Source organism: Ruegeria sp. BB6 (genome assembly GCF_056539385.1).
In genome coordinates, this window is record NZ_JBQFUW010000002.1 from 524829 (window position 1) to 550162 (window position 25334).

Below are 25334 nucleotides of genomic sequence, written 5' to 3' on the forward strand. Positions count from 1 at the left end.
CGATGGCGTCCATTGGTAAAATCCTCCGCCGCACCTTCCTGATTGGCTCGGCCGCCGTGGTCGGCGGCGTCGCGTTTGGTGCGTATTACGTCACCCGCCCTGCGGCAAACCCGCTGAAACCGGGCGAGGGAGAGACTGCCCTCAGCCCCTTTATCCTGATCGACCAGCAGGGCGTGACGCTGTTCGCCCCACGCGCCGAGATGGGCCAGGGTGTCATGACAACCTGGGCCGCCCTGATCGCGGAAGAACTGGATGTGGAACTGGATGACATCCGCGTTCTGCACGGCCCGGCTGCAGCGGCCTACTACAACTCGGCACTGATCGGTGAAGGCTTGCCGAACAAGGGCTACGACATCTCGGACTTCCAGCACAATCTGGGACAAGCCCTGGGCGTCATAGGCAAGGTGGTTAGCCTTCAGGTCACTGGTGGTTCAACTTCGATGCGCGATGGGTTCGAGCGGATGCGCGAGGCCGGAGCAACCGCGCGCGAGACGCTGAAACAGGCTGCCGCAGACCGGCTGGGCGTCGACCGTGCGCAACTGAAGACTGAAAGTGGCGCAGTAGTTGCACCGGATGGAACCCGCATCCCTTACACCGAACTGGCTGAAGCTGCTGGTCAGATCGACCCACCGAATATCGAACTGCGCGACCCGTCCAAGTGGCGGATGCTGGGGCGGAACCTGCCTCGCGTGGATGTGGTTGGAAAGTCGACCGGCACTGCCGAATTCGGGATTGACGTGCGCCCCGAAGGTTTGAAATTTGCGTCGTGCCGGATGAACCCCAAGCTGGGTGGCGCGATGAATGGATTTGATGCCAGCGCAGCCGAATCCATGCCCGGCGTAGAAAAGGTAGTCGACTTGGGGAATGGCGTCGCCGTCATCGCCAACAACACCTGGCTGGCCATTCAGGCGGTCGAAGCGATCGAGGTGGACTGGGCAGACGCCCCGTACCCGCCCGAGACGGATCAGATTTTTGCGCAGATCGCAAAGGCATTCGATGACGCGCCGAACACAACTCTGCGCGATGACGGCAACGTAGACACTCTGCCCGAAGGTGCCACCGAGATCACAGCCGAGTATCAGGTGCCGTATCTGGCGCACTCGACGATGGAACCGATGAACGCGACGGCGCTGTTCACTGGCACCAAGCTGGACCTTTGGTGCGGCAACCAGGCTCCGACATTCGTGCAGCGCAAGGCCGCCGCAACCGCCAACCTGGACCGCGATGCTGTTGAGGTTCACACCACCTATTTGGGTGGCGGTTTTGGTCGGCGCGGGGAACTGGACTTTGCCGAAATTGCCACCAAGGTTGCTATGGCAATGCCCGGAGTGCCCGTTCAGACCACATGGAGCCGAGAAGAAGACACGCGCCACGACTACTACCGCCCAGGCGCAATCGCGCGGATGCGCGGTGCGGTAAAAGACGGCACCGCGGTGCTGATCGACGGCAAGGTCGCGACGCAATCCAGCTCTCATCAGGTGGTTGGACGTTACATGGACCTGCCCGGTGGCGGCCCCGACAAGGTGATCGTCGAAGGGCTGTTCAACCAACCATATGCCGTCCCGAATTACCGCATCAGCGGCCACGTCGCAGACCTATCGCTGCCCGTAGGGTTCTGGCGCTCGGTGGGCAACAGTCACAATGGTTTCTTCCACGAGACATTCATGGACGAGATGGCGCACGCAGCCGGTCGGGATCCTTTGGACTTCCGTTTGGAACTGGCCAAGTCCGAACACGCACCCTCGGCAGGTGTTCTGCAGGCCGTAAAAGAGATGTCGGGCTGGACCGGCAAAACCCCGGACGGTGTCGGTCGCGGCGTGGCGATGACCTACAGCTTTGGAACTCCGGTTGCGCAAGTGATCGAGGTGGTTGACGAAGACGGCACGATCCGCATCTCAAAAGCGTGGATCGCCTGCGATGTCGGCCTTGCGCTGGACCCCGGAACGGTCGAGGCACAAATGTTCGGCGGCATGATCTACGGCCTGTCAGCGGCCGTTATGGGGGAAATCACTTTCGCCGATGGCGAGGTCGAGCAATACAACTTCCCGGACTACGACGCCCTGCGGATGCACAACACACCCGTCACGGAAGTGCAAGTTCTGGAAACCAAACAACATTTGGGCGGCGTTGGTGAGCCTGGCACACCGCCTGCGATGCCAGCGCTCGGTAACGCCTTGTTCGATCTGACGGGTGAGCGCGCGCGGACCTTGCCGTTGATCAATCAGTTCAATTTGCTGATTTGATCCTGATGCGCCGGTCTGGTTCTTCTCTCCCGGACCGGCGCACGTTTTATGCGCTCTGCTGCATCAGGCTCGCTCCTGATCCGGTGGACCACGCGTGCACTGCTTCTCCGAAGGCTTTGAACAATGGGCGCGAGACGGGGTCGTTTTCAGCGTCCCATTCCGGGTGCCATTGCACCGACAGAGTGAAACCGGGGGCGTCCTTTACGTAGATCGCCTCGGGCGTTCCATCGGGTGCGTGACCGTCGATCTCAATCCGGTGCCCCACTGTCTTGATCCCCTGCCCGTGCAGAGTGTTCGTCATCACTTCGGTCGCGCCCATGAGCCGATGGAACACTCCGCCCTCGGACAAAGACACAACGTGCCGAAGGGCAAACTTCTCCTCCAACGTGCCATCAGGCGGCATACGGTGATTCATCCGACCCGGCAGATCACGAATTTCCGGGTACAGCGTGCCGCCCAAGGCCACGTTCACCTCTTGGAACCCCCGGCAAATACCAAAGAAAGGCTGGCCGCGTTCCACGCAGGCACGCACCAACGGCAGGGTGATCGCATCACGTGCACGATCAAAATCGCCATGCGCCTCTGTAGCGGGCTCTCCGTATTCCTCTGGGTGAACATTGGGGCGGCCGCCGGTCAGCAAGAAACCGTCGCAGATTTCAAGCAGCTCCTCTACCGAGACATACCGCGGGTCCGCCGGAATCAGCAGGGGCATACAGCCGGACACATTCGCCACTGCCTCAGAGTTCATTGTCCCGCCGGCATGGGTTGGGTATTGATTATCCACCAGGTACGAGTTGCCGATAATACCAACGATGGGTCGCGACATTCTGCTTTCCTAATTCTCAATGTTTTAGAAAAGCTATCCGCAGGGTCTGAGGCGCGCAATAGCACAAGCCCTGTGTGTTAGCGCAAGTACTTGTTCAACGTTGCACACAGAAAACAATGCCCGAACTGGGCGCGTTTTTGCCCCGCCTGCCCATTTGTAAGGCGTTCCCAGAACGCAGGGGGCGGAGAGCCGCAATCGGCTCTCCCAGAGTTCTTTGAATCAGATTTCGCCAGTCAGTCCGGCAGCTTCGATCCCGGCCATAGCGGCGATGGCGTCATTGTCCGAAGTATCGCCCGTGACACCAACAGCACCGATAACAGCACCTTTCTTGTCACGCAGCAGAACGCCGCCCGGAACCGGCACGACCTGACCGCCATAGACGCCGTTCACGGCGGCCATGAAATAAGCCTGTGCCTCGGCGCGCGCCATCTGAGCGGTACCCGCCATGCCCAGCATGACCGAGCCATAAGCCTTGCCCTGCGCAATCGCAAAACGGCCGGGTGCTGCACCGTCTTCGCGTTCAAACGCGATTACGTGCCCACCAGCGTCCAGCACGACTACCGACAAAGGTTTCAATTCCAGTTCGCGGCCCTTTTCCAAAGCCTTCCGCACAATCGTGCGCGCCTTACGCAATGTAACAGCCATCCCTGATCCCTTTCATCTGGCTAAAAATATCCTCGGGGGTGAATTGGCCCAGCGGGCCAAGAGGGGGCAGACAGCCCCCTCGTTCCCACCCTATCCAATCACACCAAGCTGGCTTTCAGCTCCAAACGGCGCGCGTGCAAAACCGGCTCGGTATAGCCCGAAGGCTGAACGCGACCTTTGAAGACCAGATCGCAAGCCGCCTGAAACGCCACGCCGTCAAAGCCGGGCGCCATCGGACGATACAGCGGGTCACCTTCGTTCTGACGGTCCACCACGGCGGCCATTTTTTGCATGGCGGCCATCACCTGTTCTTCGCTGACCACATCATGATGCAACCAGTTAGCCAGCGCCTGAGACGAAATCCGGCAGGTCGCGCGGTCTTCCATCAGGCCGATATCGTTGATGTCCGGTACTTTGGAACAGCCAACGCCCTGATCGACCCAGCGCACCACATAGCCAAGGATGCCCTGCGCGTTGTTCTCGATCTCACGCGTGATCTCATCATCGCTCAGGTTACGGCCACCCAGCAGCGGTACGGTCAGCAGATCATCCAGCGTGCCGCGCGCTCCACCGGCGGCAAGCTCATCCTGACGGGCCAGAACGTCAACCTTGTGGTAGTGCGTGGCGTGCAGGGTCGCGGCGGTCGGAGACGGCACCCACGCGCAGGTCGCGCCCGAGTTCGGGTGACCGATCTTCTGCTCCAGCATATCGCCCATCCGGTCGGGCATCGCCCACATGCCTTTGCCGATCTGCGCCTTGCCCTTCAGGCCACAGGCCAGACCGATATCGACATTGCGATCCTCATACGAGGCAATCCACGGCGTCGCCTTCATGTCACCCTTGGGCAGCATCGGGCCTGCTTCGATCGAGGTGTGAATCTCATCCCCCGTGCGGTCCAGGAAACCGGTGTTGATGAAGGCCACACGCGACTTCGCGGCGCGGATACACTCCTTGAGGTTGGACGAAGTACGGCGCTCCTCATCCATGATACCCAGCTTCACCGTATTGCGCGGCAGGCCGAGGATATCTTCGACCATGTCGAAAATCTCAACCGCGAACGCAACTTCGGCGGGGCCGTGCATCTTGGGCTTCACGACATAGACCGAACCCTTGACCGAGTTTCCGCCCTCGCGCTGCAGGTCATGCATCGCAATCAGCGTGGTGCAGAGCGCGTCCATCAGGCCTTCGCCGATTTCATTGCCCTCGCCGTCCAGAACGGCCGGGTTGGTCATCAGGTGGCCTACATTGCGGATCAGCATCAGCGAGCGGCCTTTCAGCACGTCCTGCGCACCGCCTGCGGTGGTATAGGTCAGGTCTTCGGCCAGCTTGCGGGTGAACGTGGTGCCGCCCTTGGTCACCTCTTCGGCCAGATCGCCCTTCATCAGGCCCAGCCAGTTACCATAGGCGACAACCTTGTCTTCGGCATCCACACACGCGACCGAGTCCTCGCAGTCCATGATCGTGGACAGCGCCGATTCCAGATAGACGTCAGCGATGCCAGCAGGGTCAGCCGCACCGATATTGCTAGAGGCGTCAACGACGATTTTCACATGCAGGCCGTTGTTTTTCAGCAGTACGAAATCGGGTTTCTCGGCCGCGCCGCCAAAGCCCACAAACGCCGCAGGGTTGCCCAGCGCAGGCACCAGCGCACCACCTTCTACGCGCAGCTCGGACACATCCGCCCACGAGCCAGCAGCCAGCGGTACCGCATCATCCAGAAAGCCCTTGGCCCATGCGATCACACGAGTGCCCCGCGCTTCGTCATAGCCACCGGCGGCGGGCAGATCGCCCATCGCGTCGGTTCCGTACAGCGCGTCATACAGGCTGCCCCAACGTGCATTGGCCGCGTTCAACGCGAACCGGGCGTTGGTGATCGGCACAACAAGCTGAGGGCCGGGTGTTGCGGCAATCTCGGGGTCGACATTGGCGGTTTCGATTTGGAAATCGTCACCTTCCTCGACCAGATAACCGATCTCACTCAAGAAGGCTTTATAGGCGTCGGCGTCGTGATCCTGCCCTTTGCGATCAACGTGCCAAGCGTCCAACTGCGCCTGAACCTGCTCACGCTTAGCGAGAAAATCCCGGTTCTTTGGTCCCAGTTCTGATACCATGCGCGACAGACCATCCCAGAACGTATCGGCGGTCACGCCTGTTCCCGGCAGGGCTTTGCCCTCGATAAACTCGGCCAGAACCGTATCGACCTGAAGTCCGCTGCGTGTCTGTCTGCTGGTCATGATTTTCCTCTCACCCATGTACGCCGTTGTATGCCGCCTGCATTTAGAGGGTATGTTTCCGATAGGCAACGTGTGCCGTTGCATTTCGGTAAAAAAACTTTACCAAAATTCCTCATTGCGACAGCAATGCACCGCTTTGCGCCGCTTGCAGCCCACCGCCACAGCCCATAACGTCGCGCCAGACATCAAATGAAGCGAGGTCCCGATGCGCGACGCTGCCCCCCAAACGATCTATCTGAAAGACTACACGCCGTTCGGCTATATCGTGGACAGCGTGCACCTGACCTTTGATCTGGCGGCCCACGCGACCCGTGTGACCTCGCGCATCGCGTTCCGCCCGAACCCCGACGCGTCAGACCGCACCTTCTTTCTGCATGGTGAAGACCTGACCCTGATCCGCGCGTCAATCGACGACGTCGAAATCTCTCCCGAAATCACCGACAAGGGGCTCACCGCCCCTGCCCCCGACGCGCCATTTGTCTGGGAGGCCGAGGTTGAAATCGACCCCGGCAACAACACCGCGCTTGAGGGGCTGTATATGTCCAATGGCATGTACTGCACCCAGTGCGAGGCCGAAGGGTTCCGCAAGATTACCTATTACCCCGACCGCCCTGACGTGATGTCCACCTTCACCGTGCGCATTAATGGCGATCTGCCGGTGCTGCTGTCCAACGGCAACCCCTCGGGCAAAGGCAAAGGCTGGGCCGAATGGACCGACCCGTGGCCCAAACCCGCCTATCTGTTCGCGCTGGTCGCGGGCGATCTGATTGCCCATCCCGGTCAGTTTACCACCATGTCGAGCCGCGACGTCGAACTGAACCTCTGGGTCCGTCCGGGGGATGAGGGCAAGTGCGCCTTTGGGATGGAGGCGCTGAAAAAGTCGATGAAATGGGATGAGGACGTCTATGGCCGCGAATACGATCTGGACGTGTTCAATATCGTGGCCGTGGATGATTTCAACATGGGCGCGATGGAGAACAAGGGGCTGAACATCTTCAACTCGTCCGCTGTGCTGGCCAGCCCTGAGACCTCGACCGATATGAACTTTGAGCGGATCGAGGCGATAATTGCGCATGAGTATTTCCACAACTGGACAGGCAACCGCATCACCTGCCGCGACTGGTTCCAACTGTGTTTGAAAGAGGGGCTGACCGTGTTCCGCGATGCGCAGTTTACGTCCGACATGCGATCCGCCCCGGTCAAGCGCATCCACGACGCCATCGACCTGCGCGCACGGCAATTCCCCGAGGACAACGGGCCGTTGTCGCATCCCGTCCGTCCCGAAAGCTTTCAGGAAATCAACAACTTCTACACCGCCACTGTCTATGAGAAAGGCGCCGAAGTCATCGGAATGCTGAAACGGCTGGTAGGGGATGAGGCATACGCGAAAGCGCTGGACCTGTATTTCGACCGTCATGACGGCCAAGCCTGCACGATCGAAGACTGGATCAAGGTTTTCGAGGATACGACCGGGCGCGATCTGAGCCAATTCAAACGGTGGTACAGTCAATCCGGCACACCGCGCGTGACTGTGGCCGAGGATTGGACGGACGGCACCTACACCCTGACCCTGTCGCAGCGCACCGAACCCACGCCGGGTCAGGATGAGAAACTGCCGCAAGTGATCCCCGTGGCTGTCGGTCTGCTGGGCCCCAACGGAGACGAGGTCCGCGCGACCGAGGTTCTGGAACTGACCGAAGCCAGCCAGAGCTTTACCTTTACCGGACTTGCGGCCAAACCGACGGCTTCGATCCTGCGGGATTTCTCGGCCCCGGTTATTCTGGAGCAGGTTCAAAGCAGCGCGGAACGGGCCTTTTTGCTGGCCCATGACACCGACCCCTTCAACCGTTGGCAGGCCGGGCGTTCGCTGGCCGAGGAAACTCTGCTGGCGATGATCCAAACCGGCGCGTCCCCCGATGCCGACTATCTGGACGGGCTGCTGGCCGTGCTGCGTGACCGCGATCTGGACCCGGCCTATCGCGCGCTGATGCTGGGCCTGCCGACGCAATCAGAACTGGCGGCAGCTTTGCACGAACGTGGTGAAACACCTGATCCGATGGCGATCTGGACAGCCGTAGAAACCCTGCGGCAGGTAACCGCGCAGCATGTTCAGGACCTGCTGCCGCGTCTGCACAGCGAAACCGTGATCGACGCGCCCTTTAGCCCTGACGCCGAACAATCAGGCAAGCGCGCGCTGGGTGGCGCTGCGCTGGCACTGACCTCGCGACTGGACGGTGGAGCCAAGGCAGCCGGGGACTACGACGATGCCGACAACATGACGCTGCAACTGACCGCCCTGTCCTGCCTTCTGCGCGCAGGGAAGGGTGAGGCAGAACTGTCCGCCTTCTACGACCAGTGGCAGCATGACAGGCTGGTGATGGACAAATGGTTCGGCCTCCAGGTTTCAATGGCTGCGCCCGAAACCACAGCAGATGTGGCACGCAAGCTGACCGAGCACCCGGATTTCAACTGGAAGAACCCCAACCGTTTCCGCGCGGTCATGGGTGCGTTGGCGATGAACCACGCAGGGTTCCACCGCGAAGATGGTACCGGGTACACCCTGCTTGCCGACTGGTTGATCAAGCTGGACCCCGTCAACCCGCAGACCACAGCACGAATGTGTTCGGCCTTTCAGACGTGGAAACGGTATGACGCAGATCGTCAGGACCTGATCCGCACGCAACTGAGGCGTATTGCCGATACAGCAGGCCTGTCGCGCGATACGACCGAAATGGTCTCGCGTATTCTGGGCGCATGACGCCGTTCACGTATACAAGGCACAACCGATCGCCACGGTCGGTTGCAATCCTGATCCTGGTCTACGCGGCCCTCATCGCGTTGGTGATCCTGTTCGACGCTGTCTGGTGGCTTGTCGGCTTGCTTGCCCTGACTACTCTGCCCGCGCTTTGGGACATCCTACAGGACACCAGCGCGGGGCTGACGCTCGATCAGAACGAGCTGAGTTGGTTCACCGGAGCCCGCCAAGCCAAGGTCACTCTGGCCGACATCGACTATGTCCGGTTTGACACGCGCTGGGACTTCACAGTGCGCGTGTCACTGGTTCTGAACACGGGAAAACGAATACGGCTACCGGATGAATCAACCCCACCCCACACCGAATTTGAGCCAGTTCTACAGCAGTTTGGATTAAGGGTTGAACGGCATCATTTCAGGGTTTTCTAGGCTTAATCGCGAGAAAAAAACCTCACTGTTCACCAATTCAGGACAAAAAGCCCCCCAAATCTTGAATTTGATGCAAATTCCGGTGACCTTTGTTCTTACGTTACCAGTTTTTGCAGTTCCGAGTTTCACCATGTTCCGGTTTTTTCGTACACAGAATCCCACCGCTCCGTCTTCTTGCATGCAGTTGCAGGCAGACATGCACCTTTCGTCTGATGTAGCTGCCGCGCTGCCTGATCAGGGGCAACTCAACATCCCAGTGGCAGAGATGCGAGCCGAGGATTTGATCGGCCGCGAAACAATCGAAAACGGACGGCATCTGGCGCGTCAGGGGCGTTGGTCAGAGCTCTCACGACAAATGCGTGCAGCCGACGAAACCCGTGAAGCCGCGCCCGACGGGATGCCGATCGCGGACTTGCTGGCTTTTGGCGCTCGTTCGGACGTTGTTCTGGCGGTCGAACACGCCCTGTCTGATGGGAAGGCACTGTCAGATTACGATCTGTTGTGCGGAATATCCGAGCTGGAAGACGAGATGCGCGAACATGACGGTGATCCCATGATCGCCCTAGTGGTTGCTCTTGCGCATATCGACTTGGCATGGGCATGGCGTGGCACCTCAACGGACGCCAAACTGCCGCCCCTGCACCAATCGCGCTGCGCAGCACATTTCGACCGGGCGGCGGCGATCTTGCCAAAGTGCCGCGAAGCTGCGCCGGACAGTGCGCTTGTTGCCGCGGCTGACTGCGCATTGCTTGCTGGGCAGCGCAGGACGAACATCCGCGTTGCTGACAAATACGAGCGTCTGATCACTCTGGACCCGCATAACCAACGCCACATGCGCGCTATGGGGACGCACCTGCTGCCACGCTGGTTCGGCAGCTACGACGAGCTTGAGGTTCAAGCCCTGCGCAACGCCGCACGGACCCATGCAATCTGGGGCGCGGGTGGTTACACATGGGCGCAGTTCGACGCCATTGCCCTTGACCCGGAGGCATGTGCCCGGCTGGACGTAGAGTACTTTCTTGAGGGGCTACACGACATTCTGAACCGCCGCCCAGACCAGGAAACCGTCAACATGCTGGCGGCCTACTGCGCCATCACGATCCAAAGCGGCGCTGGCCTGAACGAAAAGGCCGACGAAGTTCGCGCGCAAATTCACGAGGCCGCAAACTGGCTGATCCGCGACCACATGACCGAGCTGCATCCGCTGATCTGGGCGCACGCTGCCAATGGGTTCAACAACTCGGTCCGCATCAACTCGCCCGAGAGGTTTGCGGCGCGTGGTCACCGCGATGCCCTACGTGCGATTGGCGATTTGTTCCGCGAAGAATTGCGCAGCGGTATGGACGTCACCTTTACGCCTTCGGGTCTGCACCTGTCGGGTCACTGATTCCCCCTTGCTCCTTTGGCGCAGCGCGCCTAATACGCAGGCTTAGACTTCTGCGGAAATAGAGGCGCGCCATGCTCGACCTGACATACGAAATGCCCAAAATCAAAACCATTGCCGGGGCCAAGCACGATTGGGAACTGGTAATCGGGATGGAGGTGCACGCTCAGGTCTCGTCCAACGCCAAGCTGTTTTCCGGCGCGTCGACCCAGTTTGGGGCCGAGCCGAACTCGAACGTGGCCTTCGTGGACGCGGCGATGCCGGGGATGCTGCCGGTGATCAACGAATACTGCGTTGAACAGGCGGTGCGTACCGGGCTGGGCCTGAAGGCAGATATCAACCTGAAATCGGCGTTCGACCGCAAGAACTATTTCTACCCCGACCTGCCGCAAGGCTACCAGATTTCGCAGCTTTACCACCCCATCGTGGGTGAAGGTGAAGTGCTGGTGGAAATGGGCGACGGTACCGCGCGCATGGTGCGCATCGAACGCATCCACATGGAGCAAGACGCCGGTAAGTCCATCCACGACATGGACCCGCATATGTCCTTTGTCGACCTGAACCGCACAGGCGTCTGCCTGATGGAGATCGTCAGCCGCCCCGATATCCGTGGCCCCGAGGAGGCCGCCGCCTACATCGCCAAGCTGCGCCAGATCATGCGCTATCTGGGCACTTGTGACGGCAACATGCAGAACGGCAACCTACGGGCGGACGTGAACGTCTCGATCTGTTTGCCGGGGGCGTATGAGAAGTATCAGGAAACGCAGGACTTCTCGCATCTGGGCACCCGCTGCGAGATCAAGAACATGAACTCGATGCGCTTTATCCAGCAAGCGATTGAGGTCGAGGCCCGCCGTCAGATCGCCATTGTCGAAGGCGGTGGCGAGGTCGAGCAGGAAACCCGCCTGTATGACCCGGACAAGGGTGAGACCCGCTCGATGCGGTCCAAGGAAGAAGCGCACGACTATCGCTATTTCCCCGATCCCGACCTGCTGCCGTTGGAGATTGAACAAGCTTGGGTCGATGACATCGCCGCCAAGCTGCCCGAACTGCCCGACGCCAAGAAAGCGCGGTTTATAGAGGCGTTTGGCCTGACGGACTATGACGCTTCGGTCCTGACCGCCGAAGTGGAATCAGCCGCGTATTTCGAGGAGGTGGCCCAAGGTCGCAACGGCAAGCTGGCCGCGAACTGGGTGATCAACGAACTGTTCGGTCGGTTGAAGAAAGAAGACCACGACATCACTGAATCGCCGGTTTCGCCCACCCAACTAGGTGGGATCATCGACCTGATTTCGTCGGATGCCATCTCGGGCAAGATCGCCAAGGACCTGTTCGAGATCGTCTATACCGAAGGCGGCGACCCGGCGCAGATCGTCGAAGATCGCGGCATGAAGCAGGTCACGGATACCGGCGCGATTGAGGCTGCTTTGGATGAGATCATCGCCGCCAACCCCGCGCAGGTCGAAAAGGCCAAGGTGAACCCGAAACTAGCTGGCTGGTTTGTGGGTCAGGTGATGAAAGCCACTGGCGGCAAGGCCAATCCTAAGGCCGTGAATGAACTGGTGAGCAAGAAGCTAGGCTCGTAAGTCATCCGATTTCAAGGAAATTAGCGGCTGAGCGTTGCGCGCCCAGCCGCTTTTCTTTTGCGCTGACATGCGGCAAGACTAGCACCGGAAACCCTCTGGCACACGAAGATGACTTTCCCAATGCTGTCAACGTGCTAGATTGCCGGGAACTGACAGGTAGGAAGATCCGATGCCGCGCTACGAATACAAAGTTGTCCCTGCTCCGCAGAAAGGTGCCAAAGCCAAAGGCGCAAAAACCGTCGAGGATCGTTTCGCCGTGTCAGTGGAACAAGTACTGAACCAGATGGGGCAGGACGGATGGGAATACCAGCGCGCCGAACTGCTGCCCAGCGAGGAACGGTCTGGCCTGACCGGGTCCACCGTCAACTGGCGCAATGTTCTAGTGTTTCGCCGTGCTGTCGAAGATGAGCCCGCGCCTGCACTGACAGAGATCCCGAACGACACAGTCATGGCGCAACCGATTCCCGGACCCAGCGAAGTGGACGCTCCTGCCCCTATTGCCGAGCAAGCCGAGGAGCCGCCACTGTCCCTTAAGGGCACCGAAGTGGAATTCCGGCATACCGAAAAACCCTAAACCGTCTCGGCCCGCCCCTAAACGCCAATATCCAGCGCAAGTGCGTGGATGCGCGGGACGATGTCGCCCAGCGCCTTGTGAACAGCGCGATGTCGCGCCACACGGGACTTGCCCTCAAACGCAGAGGCACGAATACGGACGTTAAAGTGGCTTTCGCCCCCCTCTTGATACCCGGCATGACCACGGTGGCTTTCGCTATCATCGACCACCTCAAGCTCATGCGGATCAAAGGCAGCCTGCAGGCAAGTACGGATTTCGTCGGTCACAGTCATTTTTACGCCTAGCGGCAAAATTTTTGCCGCCCCCCTCTTCTACTTTCGGCTGCTTAGATTAAACTGCTGCCTCCGAGTCGAGAAGATGCGTTCTTAAGGATCACAGCATGACGAAATCAGACCCCTTTGGATTCGATATGTCCGTCTCCAACGCCAAGAAAAAGAACCCGCGTGGTCGCCGGGGGATGTCGGGCGCGTCTGAAACCTCGGTACGCATCTGTGACCACGAAGGATGCGAAGAAGCGGGAAAGTTCCGTGCGCCCAAAGCGCCGGACGTGCTGGACGATTTCTTCTGGTTCTGCCAGCAGCACGTGCGCGAATATAACCAGAAATGGAACTTCTTCGACGGCACGACCGAGGCTGAAATGAATGCGCAGCGGTCCAAGGACAAGGTCTGGGAACGTGAAACCAAGCCCATGGGTGACCCCGAAGCGCGTGCATGGGCTCGTTTGGGCATCGAAGATCCGCATCAGGTGCTGGGCGCGAACGCCACCAAGAACCCCGGTCGCACATCCGGCGGTGGTGGCCGCCGCCTTCCGCCCACCGAACGCCGCGCGATCGAGATTCTCGAGGCGAATGACAGTTGGACCAAGGCAGAGGTACGCAAGGCGTATAAGAAGCTGATCAAGGTTCTTCACCCGGATATGAATGGCGGGGACCGATCTCAGGAAGAACAACTGCAAGAGGTCGTTTGGGCTTGGGACCAGATCAAGGATAGCCGGAACTTTAAGTAATTCCGCAGATTACCGGAACAAACCTTGCAATGCGCTGGCCTCGGTCCGCTTGAGGCAACGCAGCCGCGTTTGTAGCTTTGATCTGGTGTGTTCCAGTTCGGGAAACAGCGCAAGCAATTCGGCAATGTCCTCGCGGTGGAAGGACTTCAGCGCGCGATCCCCCAGAAACAGGCTTTCGCTGCGCAAACCGTGGGATGTCAGTATGGCGTGTTCCTCGCAGGCGATGTGATAGTACGTCACTGGCTTATCCGCTTGCACCTGATGGACTGTATCTCCGTTCACCAGATGAATGGCGGCACAAAAGACGCTGTCTTCACCGAACAGTAATTCAGCCCACCACCCCTCGAGAACGATCCGGTGCTGCGGCGACACATAGAGATCCCGGCTAGGCAACCCCGCACCCAACGCATCGCGCTGAATCCGCACCGGCCGATACTTTGGCTGAATATGCAAGGTATGCGCACTAAGGGTTCGTTGACCGATCCAGACAATGGGTAGAGATTGCCCCTCTGCCCCACGAACCCAATCCCCAACTTTCAGATCCTCTACGGCGCGTGGACCTCGATCTGTCTCGATCAACGTGCCCGCGACAAAGCATGGCGGGTCCGTCGGGTCGAGATCGCCCTGATCAATCTTCCAGTTGCCGGTACGCATCGGGCCAGTCGGATTATTGGTATCCCAGGCGTAAATATTGCCGCCGACTCGGATAAATTCACCGGATTCACCGGTTCCCCGATAGTTCCCCTGACCAAGATAGGTATAGGGCTGATAGGTTGTCCCCCCATCAAACGAGATTGTCTGGCCATCAATGATCGCAGTTTGCGTCGAGTTGCGAACGATATAGTCGCCACCTCCGGTGGTCCTTACATCATGAAGGAGCACGTCAAATGCCATGGGCTGCCCCCCCTTGCCCTGCAAAGCGCCATCACAGACATGCCACCGCCCGACAGGGCGCAGCAATCACACGTGAGTTTGACCTTGGAAACCATGGCCCGCACTCTGCACTCTCACAAAAACACTACACTTCGCCAGTCTAACCGCCAACTAGCTCAAATCAAAACAACATATTGACTGATTTCTCAGATGATTGCAGCAGCGCTATGTGACAACTGCTCGTCCGTCCTGACAGAGGATGAATGTTGCTGGGACTGGGAGCTATGTGCAGACGTGCCTTCGGCCTGTGGATGAGAGCGGCCCAATCAAACTACCAGCGACATTTCTCAGTGACGAAAAGTACACGACTTTGAGGCCAGCACAGAAGAAACACCCGCCAGCGGCACTGCGCGGGCGGCTTTCCCTTGCCCTTGCTCGTAATATGTTGCACCACACACAGGGTCGGAAGCCCCGCTCGAGGCTGCGGTATCAGGATAAGGACGACAGGCATGGATTGGCCGATTGACGCAAACGCACACCCTACAGAAGAAATTTCGGTCCGCGAAGTATTCGGCATTGACTCCGACATGCAGGTCAAACGCTTTTACGAATTGACTGAGCGGGTGCCCGAAATCGACCCGACATACAAGTTTGATCCTGAAACCACTCTGGCAATTCTGGCAGGCTTTACTCATAACCGCAGGGTGATGATCCAAGGTTATCACGGCACAGGTAAGTCGACACATATCGAACAGGTTGCCGCCCGCCTGAACTGGCCTGCTGTACGCGTAAACCTCGACAGTCACATCAGCCGGATCGACCTGATTGGTAAAGACGCGATCAAACTGCGTGATGGCGTTCAAATCACCGAATTCAGCGAGGGTATCCTGCCCTGGGCTCTGCGCAACCCGGTTGCGATCGTGTTTGACGAATACGATGCCGGACGTGCGGACGTGATGTTCGTGCTGCAGCGGGTTCTGGAAGCCAACGGCAGCCTGACCCTGCTGGACCAGAACGAGATTCTGACCCCGCACCGGTATTTCCGTATGTTCGCCACCGCCAACACAGTTGGCTTGGGCGACACGACGGGTCTTTATCACGGGACACAGCAGATCAACCAAGCCCAGATGGACCGCTGGTCCCTTGTCGCCACGCTGAACTATCTCAGTCATGACGCCGAGACGATGATCGTTCTGTCCAAGGCACCGCACTACAACACGGCCGAAGGTCGCAAGATCGTCAGTCAGATGGTCAGCGTCGCCGACCTGACCCGGACCGCCTTCATGAATGGTGATCTGTCCACAGTGATGAGCCCCCGAACCGTTATCAACTGGGCTCAGAACGCCGAGATTTTCCGTGACGTTGGCTACGCCTTCCGCCTTTCATTCCTGAACAAATGCGACGAGCTGGAGCGCCAGACGGTGGCCGAGTTCTACCAGCGCTGCTTTGATGAGGAACTGCCCGAAAGCGCGGCAAGCGCCAGCTTGGGGTAAAAAACGGCAAGCGCTCTTGGGTTCTTCAAAAGGGCCAAGAGCGCTGAATGTTTAATCGCGCTAAACGCGGATGATATCGCCGCAACCGAAACTCGTTTTCTTCACGGGGCGTTTGGCGCTTAGGCCGGAAATCGGGGCCGACCCTATGGTCAAGACACTGGAATGGCTCTAGGTTGCCGGGACAGAACAAGACCGGACCTGCCGCCGATGAGCAAACAAAACGATAACCCCGCCGATCCGTTCAAGAAGGCTCTGGCCGAGGCCACAAAAGTGATGGCCGACGATCCTGAGCTGAATGTGTCCTATACGGTCGATCCGTCGGGCATGTCGGGCGAGTCGATGCGCCTGCCGCAAGTCAGTCGCCGAATGACTCGGGAAGAAGTGTTGTTGGCACGCGGCACGGCGGACGCGCTTGCATTGCAGCGCAGGTACCACGACGACGCGACCCACGCGCGGTATGCCCCTCCGGGTGACATGGCGCGGGATCTCTATGAGGCGATGGAGACTGCCCGGTGCGAAGCGATGGGGGCACGCGATATGCCCGGCACCGCCAGCAATATCGACGTCAAGATCGGGCATGAGGCGATCCGGCGCGGCTATGATCAGTGCAAACAGCCTGCCGACGCGCCTCTTTCGGTCGCAGCGGGATACCTAATCCGCCACTTGGCAACCGGGCGCGACCTGCCCCCGGCAGCAGCCAACGTTATGAACCTGTGGCGCGGCTTCATCGAGGAACAATCGGGCGGAACGCTCGAAAACCTAAATGAAATCCTGTCCGATCAGGCAGAATTTGCCAGGTTCGCCCGTCAGATGATCAAGGACCTCGGCTACGGCGACCAACTGGGCGACGATCCTGATGAACTGGACGACGAACAGGAAGATCAGGCCGAGGAGGACGCGGAAGAACAGCCCGATCCTGATAGCACTGGTCAGGACGACCAGGATGAACAGGACGCTGACGCCACGCCCGAACAGACCCAGGAAGAGCAGCAGGACCAATCTCAGGCACAAGTCTCGATGGACGAGATGGCCGACGAGGAGATGGGTGAAGAAGCTGAGATGCCTGAAGGGGAAGCTCCGCTAGAGCCGCCTGCCCCGCCGCCTGCGTCCGAAGCGGATCCTGATTATAAGGTATATCTGAATACCTTCGACGAAGAGATCGAGGCCGAGGATTTGGCCGAACCCGCCGAACTGGAACGGCTGCGCGCCTATCTCGATCAGCAGCTTGAACCGCTTAAGGGGGCGGTTAGCCGTCTGGCCAACAAGCTGCAACGCCGCCTTCAGGCTCAGCAGAACCGGTCGTGGGAATTCGACCGCGAGGAAGGCATTTTGGATGCGGGGCGTCTGGCGCGTGTCATCGCGAACCCGACAACTCCGCTCAGCTTCAAAGTCGAAAAGGATACCGAGTTCCGCGATACCGTCGTGACGCTATTGCTGGATAACTCGGGGTCGATGCGGGGCCGCCCGATCTCGATCGCGGCGATCTGCGCAGATGTTCTGGCGCGGACACTTGAACGCTGCAACGTAAAGGTCGAAATTCTGGGCTTCACCACCCGCGCATGGAAAGGTGGTCAGGCGCGTGAGGCATGGCTGAACGACGGTCGACCCCAGCAACCCGGTCGATTGAACGACCTTCGCCATATCATTTACAAGGGTGCGGATGCCCCGTGGCGTCGCGCGCGCCCCAATCTGGGCCTGATGATGAAAGAAGGTCTGCTGAAGGAAAATATCGACGGTGAGGCGCTGGAATGGGCGCATCGCCGGATGATGATGAGACGCGAACAGCGCAAGATTTTGATGGTGATATCGGATGGTGCGCCGGTTGACGATTCAACTCTCAGCGTTAACCCCGCGAATTATCTGGAAAAACACCTGCGCGACGTGATCGCAATGGTTGAAAAGCGCAAGATGGTCGAGTTGTTGGCCATCGGGATCGGCCACGATGTGACGCGTTATTACGACCGGGCAGTTACAATTACGGATGTCGAACAACTGGCCGGCGCGATGACCGAACAACTGGCCGCGCTGTTCGACAGCGATCCAAGGGCGCGCGCCCGTGTGATGGGGATGAAAAGAGCGGGCTAATACCATTTCCCGAAAACAAGTCGGGGTTTGCTCCGATCTGAACGAGGTGAGACATGTTTCAATCCTTTGCCGTGACCGCTCGTCCGGAACAAGGCCCGCCGCGGCTGGCTGCACTACGAACCGAGATGGCACGCGAGGGGTTGGATGGCTTTCTGATCCCACGTGCGGACGCGCATCAGGGTGAGTACGTCGCCCAGAGGGATGAGCGTCTGGCATGGCTGACCGGTTTTACCGGGTCGGCGGGGTTTTGCGCCGCCCTGACCGATGTCGCAGGGGTGTTTGTAGACGGACGCTACCGCACTCAGGTCAAAGCGCAAGTTGCGTCCGACTACACCCCGGTGCCGTGGCCCGAAGTCGGCTTGAGTGCGTGGTTGAAGGAACAACTGCCAAATGGGGGGAAAGTAGGCTTTGACCCCTGGCTGCATGCGGCCGGTCAAATCTCGGGCGCTCTGAAAGAGTTGTCCGGCAGCGGCATCAAGCTGGTGCGCAGCCCCAATCTGGTCGACCGCATTTGGAAAGACCAACCGGAACCGCCGCTAAACCCGGTCAAAGAGCATCCTTTAGAATTCGCCGGTGAAACCGCAGAGAGTAAAATCGCGCGTCTTGCCAAGGATTTGCGCGAGGCAGGATGCTCGGCCGCTGTGATCACGCTGCCGGACTCGATCATGTGGCTGTTGAACATTCGCGGTTCTGACATCGGCTACAACCCCGTTGCCCACGGTTTTGCAATTTTGCACGCGGATGGGTCAGTGGACTTGTTCATGGCCAAGGAAAAACTGGTCATTCCTCTGGGCGATCAGGTAGCTGTCCACGAACCGAACGCATTCTTGGACAGCCTCGCCACGCTTGAAGGCAAGGTACAGGTCGATCTGGGCACGTTGCCGCAGGCCGTGGCCGATGTGCTGCAAGACCGGATGGTGGACGGCGGCGATCCTTGCGCCCTGCCCAAAGCCTGTAAGAACCCTGCCGAGATCGCAGGCAGCGCCGAGGCCCATTTGCGCGACGCTGTAGCCGTGGTCGAAACGCTCTGCTGGCTGGATGCGCAAGCCCCCGGCACAGTGACGGAAACACAAGTCGTAGCCCGGCTTGAAGAAAACAGGCGCAAGGACAACGCGCTGCAGGACATCTCGTTCGACACAATCGCCGGAACTGGCCCGAACGGTGCGATCATGCACTACCGGGTAACCGAAGAAACCGACAGCCTGCTGAACGACGGGCACATCTTGGTTTTGGACAGCGGCGGCCAGTATTTGGACGGCACCACTGATATCACTCGAACCATTGCCATCGGGGATGTTGGTGCCGAGGAAAAAACCTGCTTTACCCGCGTGTTGAAGGGCATGATTAACATGTCCATGCTGCGCTGGCCGGTCGGTTTGGCCGGGCGTGACATTGAGTGCATCGCGCGCGCACCGCTTTGGGCGGCGGGACAAGACTTTAACCATGGCGTCGGTCACGGAGTCGGGGCGTACCTGAGCGTACACGAGGGGCCGCAGCGCCTGTCCCGCGTCAGCTCTGTCCCACTGCAACCCGGTATGATCCTGTCGAACGAACCGGGCTATTATCGTGAAGGAGCGTTCGGGATCAGGATCGAAAACTTGGTCGTCGTGCAAGAAGCACCTGCCCTACCCGGCGGCGATGCCGAGCGCGCAATGCTGAATTGGCGAACCCTTACCTATGTTCCGATCGACCGGCGGTTGATCGTGGTCGACATGCTGACGGCCGAGGAACGCGGTTGGCTTAACGACTATCATCGCGACGTTGCGGAAAAAATCCGGCCAAGGCTGGGCGCAGAGGCGCAACTGTGGTTGGATGCCGCAACCAAGCCGGTTTGACACCGGACTGTTACAATCACCGGGCAGAGGAGAAGCCCGGAAAAAAGATGAGGGGAAGGAACAGGTATGGCCAAGATCACCATCCGAAAAGCACCAGGAAAATGGAGCGTTCGATCAGGCGGCGCGGTACTGGGCGAAAGCACAAATGCACTGGAGTTGTTGGAAGGTGATCTGGAGCCTGTAATCTATTTTCCTCGGTCAGACATCGCTATGGCGTTTCTGGATCGCACCGACAAACTCACCCATTGCCCGCTCAAGGGTGACGCCACGCATTTTTCGATCGTCAACAAGTCATCGATTACCGAAAACGCCGCTTGGAGCTATGAGGACCCAATTCCCGAAGTCTCTGAAATCAAAGGGCATGTCGCCTTTTACCGGATCGAATCGGTTAAGGTTGAGCAGATTTAAATCGCCTCTCTTACCGCGTTAGATGCGGCAAGGTCATGGCGCACGCGTCCGAATGCCTGCGCCATTGAGGTCAACGTATGCGGCGGACAGCCGATCTCGGGCAGGCAGGACGCATCGATTGCGCGCACGCGCCCGTTGAAGGCAGACTTCACTACCTGGTCTACCGGCTCTTTCCGCCGTCCAATCGTCAATCGGTGATAGTGAAACCCCTGCCCCGGATCTGTCACGCCCAACGAGCCGCGAACTTTGTGTGACGCGAACCAGCCGAGAAGATCCTGCAAACCCTCGTCCAGATCAGGGTTTGGCATCTGAATGGCTTCGATTCGCCCATGCCGTGGCAAATAGCGAAGCTGAACCTGGGTTTTCGGGGTCCATATCCGCACGGGTTGAACAAAATCAATCATTCGCCCAACGCGACGCCCCCGAAACCGTGGACCGAACCCGAACCGCGTTGTCAAAAGGCTGACCGGCGCCTGCGAAACAATGTAAACCGAAGCGAACAGGTCGCACCGTCCGTCCTTTTTTCGCCTAATCGTCATCGCGTTGTAGTTTCCCCGCTTTGTATAACTGCGCGGCGACCCCAGAACCCGACCCAGCCTGAGACAGTTGATCGTATAAGGCGCATGATCACTAAAACCGGTTTCAGAGACGCGCGAGAGGCTGCGCGCTAGTATCGAAGCCGTGCCGAAAACACCCGCCGCCAAAAAGACGCAACGCGCGCGAACCCGAGAGCCATCGTCCAGTTCCAGACGCACGGTTTCGCGTTCCAACTCGATACGGTTCACGCGACCGGTCCGGACTTCGACGTCAGACATTTGGTTCAATCGTTGCTTTACGGCGTTGGCCATAGCACGCAACCCGGAACCCGGCGCTCCTTTCGTTCCGGTCAAAAGCCTCGGGGCGCATTTTTCATAGCCGTTTTCCAGGCTTTCTTGCCGGTCACCGCCAACAACTTCAAAATCGGATTGCAGCGCCCTGCACGCCTCGGCGTAGGCTTTCCAATTCTTCAAAAAGGGCCCCCGCCCCCAAGGGTCATCGCTTTCATACACCTGAAGCTGTTTTCCCCAGTAATTTGCAAAGCCGCCCACCTCGGCCGAGGCAAACATCGGGGGCGCATCACCCACAACCGCAGTCCGCTCGGCCAGATGTGCCGGTTCTTGCCGCTCGTAGGCGACCGAGACAAACTTTGCGGTCGCCCCTTGAAAAGGCTCGGTCGCGGCCCCGGTGACAACGACCAATGAACCGGAATACCCGCGCAACGCGGTCAGTGCGGCGTAACCAGCGGGACCGGCGCCTACCAAGGCAACGTCAAAAATGCGCATGACACAGCCCCGCGTTCAAAACCCTGCACTGCACGGATCGACAGGTAATTTGGCTGCTGTTGAACGCACTGATGCCGCGCCTCATTCCACAGACGAACAGCCGCAGATCAAGAATGAGGCTTCTTGTTCGACAAGAGTACCGATAAGCGAGACGCAGTAAAAACATATGAATTGCCCCCAAATCAAATGAGCCTTGGTGCAAAGTCGTATTTTCGTCGTCCAGTCGTTCACAGGTCCGCGTTTTCGCGGTGCCAGACATCGGGGAACTGGTAAGGAACTCGCTTAGATACTAAAAAATCAGTCCAGCTTTGCCGGACTTTATAGGAAAATCGTGCTTTTGGTCAAGAAAACGGGGATTTTGGCGCATTTTGCTTAGTCCCACCGGGTCTTGCGCGTGGCCAGCCTTTGGACCGCAAAGCCAGTTCCCAACGGGCGTCGTGTTTGATTACTCAGTCTGCAGCCTTGCGCCAGATTTGTGCCTCACGCCTTCCTCACGCGGCTGTTCAATGCATTTGATCAGCAAACCAAGCAAACTGGAAAGGCACACTACCGGAGGACGCCATGCAGATCACCCGACGCAGTTTTTTGGGAACGTTCGGGGCAGGAACTGTTCTGCCCCAAGTGCTTTGGTCGCAGACCGATCCAGTACTGGAGGCGGTGCGATCAACCCTCTACGGCAGCAGCTCCGAGTTCCAACGGGGCATGGCGTATTTGACAGAGAGGGGCAATCCCGATGTGGTTCCGGCCCTTTTGACCGGGATGCGCTATGGCCGGCAACGAAGCAACGAGATTGCGAAAGTGATGCGCGACCTGACTGGCGAGACGATCGGCGCTGATTGGTTCGACTGGATGCTTTGGCAAGAAAAGAACCCGCAACTGGCCCCACACCCTTCGCTGATCCCGTTCAAGCGCGAGGTTCTGCTAGGGATCGACCCCAATTTTGACGATTTTCTGCGCCCCGAGTACTTGCAACGCGACAAGATGAAGATTCGGCTTGAAGAAATTGCCTGGGGCGGCGTTCGCAAGGATGGCATTCCCTCGCTGGACAATCCAACGTTGATATCCGCATCGCGTGCGGACTACCTCAAGGACGACGATCTGGTCTTCGGCGTTTCGATCAACGGGGACGAACGCGCCTATCCTCTGCGGATCATGGGTTGGCACGAAATGTTCAACGAAGTGATCGGGGGCGTTCCTGTCGCGCTTGCCTATTGCACCCTCTGTGGGTCTGGCATCCTGTTTGAAACGCAAGTGGAAGGGAGGCAAGAACCGTTCGTCTTCGGCTCTTCGGGTTTTCTATACCGCTCGAACAAGTTGATGTTCGACCGTAAAACACACTCGCTGTGGAACCAATATACTGGCCGACCCGTCGTTGGTCCTTTGGTCAACAGTGGGATCGAACTAAAGCAGCGCCCTGTCGTTATCACCACGTGGCAAAGCTGGAAGACCTCGCACCCCGACACCAAAGTCCTGTCACTCGAAACCGGGCATCGTCGCAACTATGGGTCAGGTGTGGTTTACCGCGAGTACTTCGCCTCGACCGAGTTGATGTTCCCCGCGCAGGTCGATCAGTCACAGCATCGGCAGAAGGACTACGTTTTCACCATCCGTCAATTCGGCGCGGCACGGGCGTGGCCCTTGGATGCGTTTACAAACACACGAGTAATCAACGATGCAATCGCCGACCGTCCGCTGGTTCTCGTGGGTAATCCAGACAAACGTGCAGTACGCGCCTATGAGCGCAAATCGTATCGCTTCACCGCATCAGACAGAGTGTTGGTCGATCAAGACGGCCAGAAGTGGACCATGACCGAGGAGGAACTGATCGGGCAGGATGGTACGCGATTGCCCCGCGTGGCCGGACACATCTCATACTGGTTCGCATGGGACAATTATCTAGGGGACGCAGCAACCGTGTATCCGGGTTAGGAATGTTCCTCGGCCGCTGTTGCCGCCAGCGCGCGGTTATATGCCTTGAGCGCATCAACGTGATACAGCGCGCCCACAGGGTTCTCGCAACCATCCTTGTCCACGATAACCACCGGTATGCATGGAATGTCCACCCGGTCGAAATACGGCATTGCCGCTTCGAGGGTGGCACTTGCCTGCACGCAAAGCCCTTGCTCGATCAACTCCAGCGCCTCTTCCTTGGAAATCGACCGAGCATCGCCGAGGGGACGCATAACCGACCCGGCGCGAAGCATCGCCAACAGATAGGCTTGCGGCCCGGCTGCCAGGTGTACGTCGCGCCGTTCCAATTGCGTCAAGAAGAACGACCGATCCACAAGACGTGAGGCCAATGCAGTGGACATTGAGACCGAGACCATAACGGCAAGGCCGATCTGCCAATCCCCGGTCAGCTCGAATACGATCAACGTGGTTGATATCGGCGCACCCAGCACCGCAGCCGCTACAGCCCCCATCCCGGCAAATGCGTACAGAGTATGAGTCCCCGAGACATCCGGCAGCAACCCGGTGGCTATCAGGCCAAATGCGAGGCCGGTCAACGCTCCGATCATCAGTGATGGGGAAAACACGCCGCCGCCCATGCGCCCGCCCATAGTTATCGCCACCGCGACCGTTTTTATCACGGCAAACAGGATGGCTGCGGTCAGGACCAGATCACCGGCCAAGGCGCGGATTGTTGTTTCGTAGCCGACGCCGATGATATGCGGAAACCAGATCGCCAGAAGTCCGAGCATTGCGCCCGATACGGCCGGTCGCAACCAACGCGGCAAAGACAACCGCGCCTGAATGTGGTTCCCGATATCCTCGGCAAAAAAGATCGAGCGCATCAGCAGCAGGGACACTAGCCCGCAGATCAGCCCAAGGATCAGGAAGGCGGGCAGTTCCACATAAAACTGCAATGACCCGGGTGTTTCGAGCACGAACTCAGTCACATCGCCATATTCCAATCGGTTGATCACCGTCCCCGCGACCGAGGCAATGACGATGGGCGCAAAGGCGTGAACAGCGAAATGGCGCAACACGACCTCTAGCGCGAACAACGCCCCCGCAATCGGAGAATTAAAGCTGGCCGAGACTGCGGCGGCCACAGCGCACCCCAACAGATCGCGACCGGTTATGCCGTCGGCATGGATGCGATTGCTGACCCAAGTCGAAATCACCCCAGCCATATGCACCACCGGCCCTTCACGACCTGTAGAGCCGCCCGTGCTGAGGGTAATCAACGAGGCAAATAGCGACGCAATCCCCGCCTTGCCTTCAACCCTGCCGTTGGTCAGCGCGGCACCTTCGATCACATCGGCAACCGACCGGACGCGGCCGTCATCGGTGAACTTGTGCAGGATAATCCCTACGACCAAACCTCCGATGATCGGGGTTATCAGGATTACGAACCACGGCAGCTTTTCGGCATGGCTGTGTAACAGCAGGATGTCGTCGGTGTCGTATACATAGGCTTGCAATGCCCGGATCGCCTTGCGGAAACCCAGCGCCATGAAACCCGCAGCAACACCGATGGCCAGCGCGATAAACCAAAACTGGATCTGGCTTGGCCCCCGCCGCAGCATCACCCGCCACGCATCCTTGATCGCGGCCAGAGCCTGATTGAGCTGGTTGCGCAAAACTGTGCGGGTTGACTGGGTCATTTGCCCTCGGGGATCATTACATACCC

General features: G+C 58.9%; 19 protein-coding genes. 12 read left to right on the forward strand and 7 right to left on the reverse strand.

The features are described from left to right. The first annotated feature begins 2 nt into the window (after positions 1 to 2). Positions 3 to 2243 (forward strand): molybdopterin cofactor-binding domain-containing protein, encoded by a 2241-nt coding sequence (locus tag ACR0B7_RS07010; protein ID WP_170576555.1) that lies wholly within the window; start codon positions 3 to 5, stop codon positions 2241 to 2243. Between the two features lie 46 nt (positions 2244 to 2289). Here the strand turns inward: ACR0B7_RS07010 and ACR0B7_RS07015 are convergent, their stop codons facing one another. The 3 genes from ACR0B7_RS07015 to ACR0B7_RS07025 all read right to left on the reverse strand — a co-directional run bounded on the left by ACR0B7_RS07015 (position 2290) and on the right by ACR0B7_RS07025 (position 5948). Then, positions 2290 to 3069 carry a gamma-glutamyl-gamma-aminobutyrate hydrolase family protein gene (locus ACR0B7_RS07015; protein WP_170483846.1) on the reverse strand — a complete coding sequence of 260 codons (780 nt, stop codon included), beginning with the start codon at positions 3067 to 3069 and terminating at the stop codon, positions 2290 to 2292. Between the two features lie 219 nt (positions 3070 to 3288). Beyond that, positions 3289 to 3714 (reverse strand): GlcG/HbpS family heme-binding protein, encoded by a 426-nt coding sequence (locus tag ACR0B7_RS07020; RefSeq protein ID WP_170410912.1) that lies wholly within the window; start codon positions 3712 to 3714, stop codon positions 3289 to 3291. 98 nt (positions 3715 to 3812) lie between these two features. Continuing rightward, positions 3813 to 5948 (reverse strand): malate synthase G, encoded by a 2136-nt coding sequence (locus ACR0B7_RS07025; protein WP_170803622.1) that lies wholly within the window; start codon positions 5946 to 5948, stop codon positions 3813 to 3815. 205 nt (positions 5949 to 6153) lie between these two features. Between ACR0B7_RS07025 and pepN the strand changes: the two genes are divergently transcribed. The 5 genes from pepN to ACR0B7_RS07050 all read left to right on the forward strand — a co-directional run bounded on the left by pepN (position 6154) and on the right by ACR0B7_RS07050 (position 12675). Next, the gene (gene pepN, locus ACR0B7_RS07030) at positions 6154 to 8706 is read left to right on the forward strand and encodes an aminopeptidase N (protein ID WP_480681166.1); all 2553 of its coding nucleotides are present in this window, start codon (positions 6154 to 6156) and stop codon (positions 8704 to 8706) included. After that, positions 8703 to 9131 carry a hypothetical protein gene (locus tag ACR0B7_RS07035; RefSeq protein WP_170483852.1) on the forward strand — a complete coding sequence of 143 codons (429 nt, stop codon included), beginning with the start codon at positions 8703 to 8705 and terminating at the stop codon, positions 9129 to 9131. Before pepN ends, ACR0B7_RS07035 begins: the two co-directional genes overlap by 4 nt. Positions 9132 to 9327: 196 nt before the next feature. Continuing rightward, entirely contained in the window at positions 9328 to 10518 is a 1191-nt protein-coding gene (locus ACR0B7_RS07040; protein ID WP_480681169.1) for a hypothetical protein, read from the forward strand. Positions 10519 to 10589: 71 nt separating this feature from the next. Further along, a complete protein-coding gene (gatB, locus tag ACR0B7_RS07045) occupies positions 10590 to 12101 on the forward strand; it encodes an Asp-tRNA(Asn)/Glu-tRNA(Gln) amidotransferase subunit GatB (RefSeq protein ID WP_170483855.1) in 1512 nt (503 codons plus the stop codon). Between the two features lie 169 nt (positions 12102 to 12270). Then, positions 12271 to 12675 (forward strand): DUF4177 domain-containing protein, encoded by a 405-nt coding sequence (locus ACR0B7_RS07050; RefSeq protein ID WP_170483857.1) that lies wholly within the window; start codon positions 12271 to 12273, stop codon positions 12673 to 12675. 17 nt (positions 12676 to 12692) lie between these two features. On the opposite strand, the gene ACR0B7_RS07055 is transcribed toward ACR0B7_RS07050, so the two are convergent. After that, positions 12693 to 12947 (reverse strand): BolA family protein, encoded by a 255-nt coding sequence (locus tag ACR0B7_RS07055; protein ID WP_170384324.1) that lies wholly within the window; start codon positions 12945 to 12947, stop codon positions 12693 to 12695. Between the two features lie 107 nt (positions 12948 to 13054). Between ACR0B7_RS07055 and ACR0B7_RS07060 the strand changes: the two genes are divergently transcribed. Further along, positions 13055 to 13681, forward strand: a complete 627-nt coding sequence (locus tag ACR0B7_RS07060) for a J domain-containing protein (RefSeq protein WP_170384326.1) — start codon at positions 13055 to 13057, stop codon at positions 13679 to 13681. Positions 13682 to 13690: 9 nt separating this feature from the next. On the opposite strand, the gene ACR0B7_RS07065 is transcribed toward ACR0B7_RS07060, so the two are convergent. Further along, on the reverse strand, positions 13691 to 14575 hold the full coding sequence (locus tag ACR0B7_RS07065) for a Hint domain-containing protein (RefSeq protein WP_170483859.1): 885 nt from the start codon (positions 14573 to 14575) through the stop codon (positions 13691 to 13693). A 488-nt stretch (positions 14576 to 15063) separates the two neighbouring features. Between ACR0B7_RS07065 and cobS the strand changes: the two genes are divergently transcribed. From cobS to ACR0B7_RS07085, 4 genes are all read left to right on the forward strand, one after another. Then, positions 15064 to 16047 (forward strand): cobaltochelatase subunit CobS, encoded by a 984-nt coding sequence (cobS, locus tag ACR0B7_RS07070; RefSeq protein ID WP_170384331.1) that lies wholly within the window; start codon positions 15064 to 15066, stop codon positions 16045 to 16047. Between the two features lie 207 nt (positions 16048 to 16254). Further along, positions 16255 to 18132: a cobaltochelatase subunit CobT gene (gene cobT, locus ACR0B7_RS07075; RefSeq protein WP_170410937.1), complete on the forward strand. Its 1878-nt coding sequence runs from the start codon at positions 16255 to 16257 to the stop codon at positions 18130 to 18132. A gap of 53 nt (positions 18133 to 18185) precedes the next feature. Further along, the gene (locus ACR0B7_RS07080) at positions 18186 to 19967 is read left to right on the forward strand and encodes an aminopeptidase P family protein (protein ID WP_170483862.1); all 1782 of its coding nucleotides are present in this window, start codon (positions 18186 to 18188) and stop codon (positions 19965 to 19967) included. Positions 19968 to 20033: 66 nt separating this feature from the next. Continuing rightward, on the forward strand, positions 20034 to 20375 hold the full coding sequence (locus ACR0B7_RS07085; protein ID WP_170483864.1) for a DUF427 domain-containing protein: 342 nt from the start codon (positions 20034 to 20036) through the stop codon (positions 20373 to 20375). Here the strand turns inward: ACR0B7_RS07085 and ACR0B7_RS07090 are convergent. Further along, the gene (locus ACR0B7_RS07090) at positions 20372 to 21697 is read right to left on the reverse strand and encodes an NAD(P)/FAD-dependent oxidoreductase (RefSeq protein WP_170483866.1); all 1326 of its coding nucleotides are present in this window, start codon (positions 21695 to 21697) and stop codon (positions 20372 to 20374) included. The genes ACR0B7_RS07085 and ACR0B7_RS07090 overlap by 4 nt on opposite strands. A 561-nt stretch (positions 21698 to 22258) precedes the next feature. Here ACR0B7_RS07090 and ACR0B7_RS07095 point away from each other — a divergent pair. Further along, positions 22259 to 23626: a DUF3179 domain-containing protein gene (locus tag ACR0B7_RS07095; protein WP_170569227.1), complete on the forward strand. Its 1368-nt coding sequence runs from the start codon at positions 22259 to 22261 to the stop codon at positions 23624 to 23626. Here the strand turns inward: ACR0B7_RS07095 and ACR0B7_RS07100 are convergent. Next, positions 23623 to 25308, reverse strand: coding sequence for a chloride channel protein (locus ACR0B7_RS07100; RefSeq protein ID WP_170483871.1), 1686 nt, complete (start codon positions 25306 to 25308; stop codon positions 23623 to 23625). The genes ACR0B7_RS07095 and ACR0B7_RS07100 overlap by 4 nt on opposite strands. Positions 25309 to 25334 lie beyond the last annotated feature (26 nt).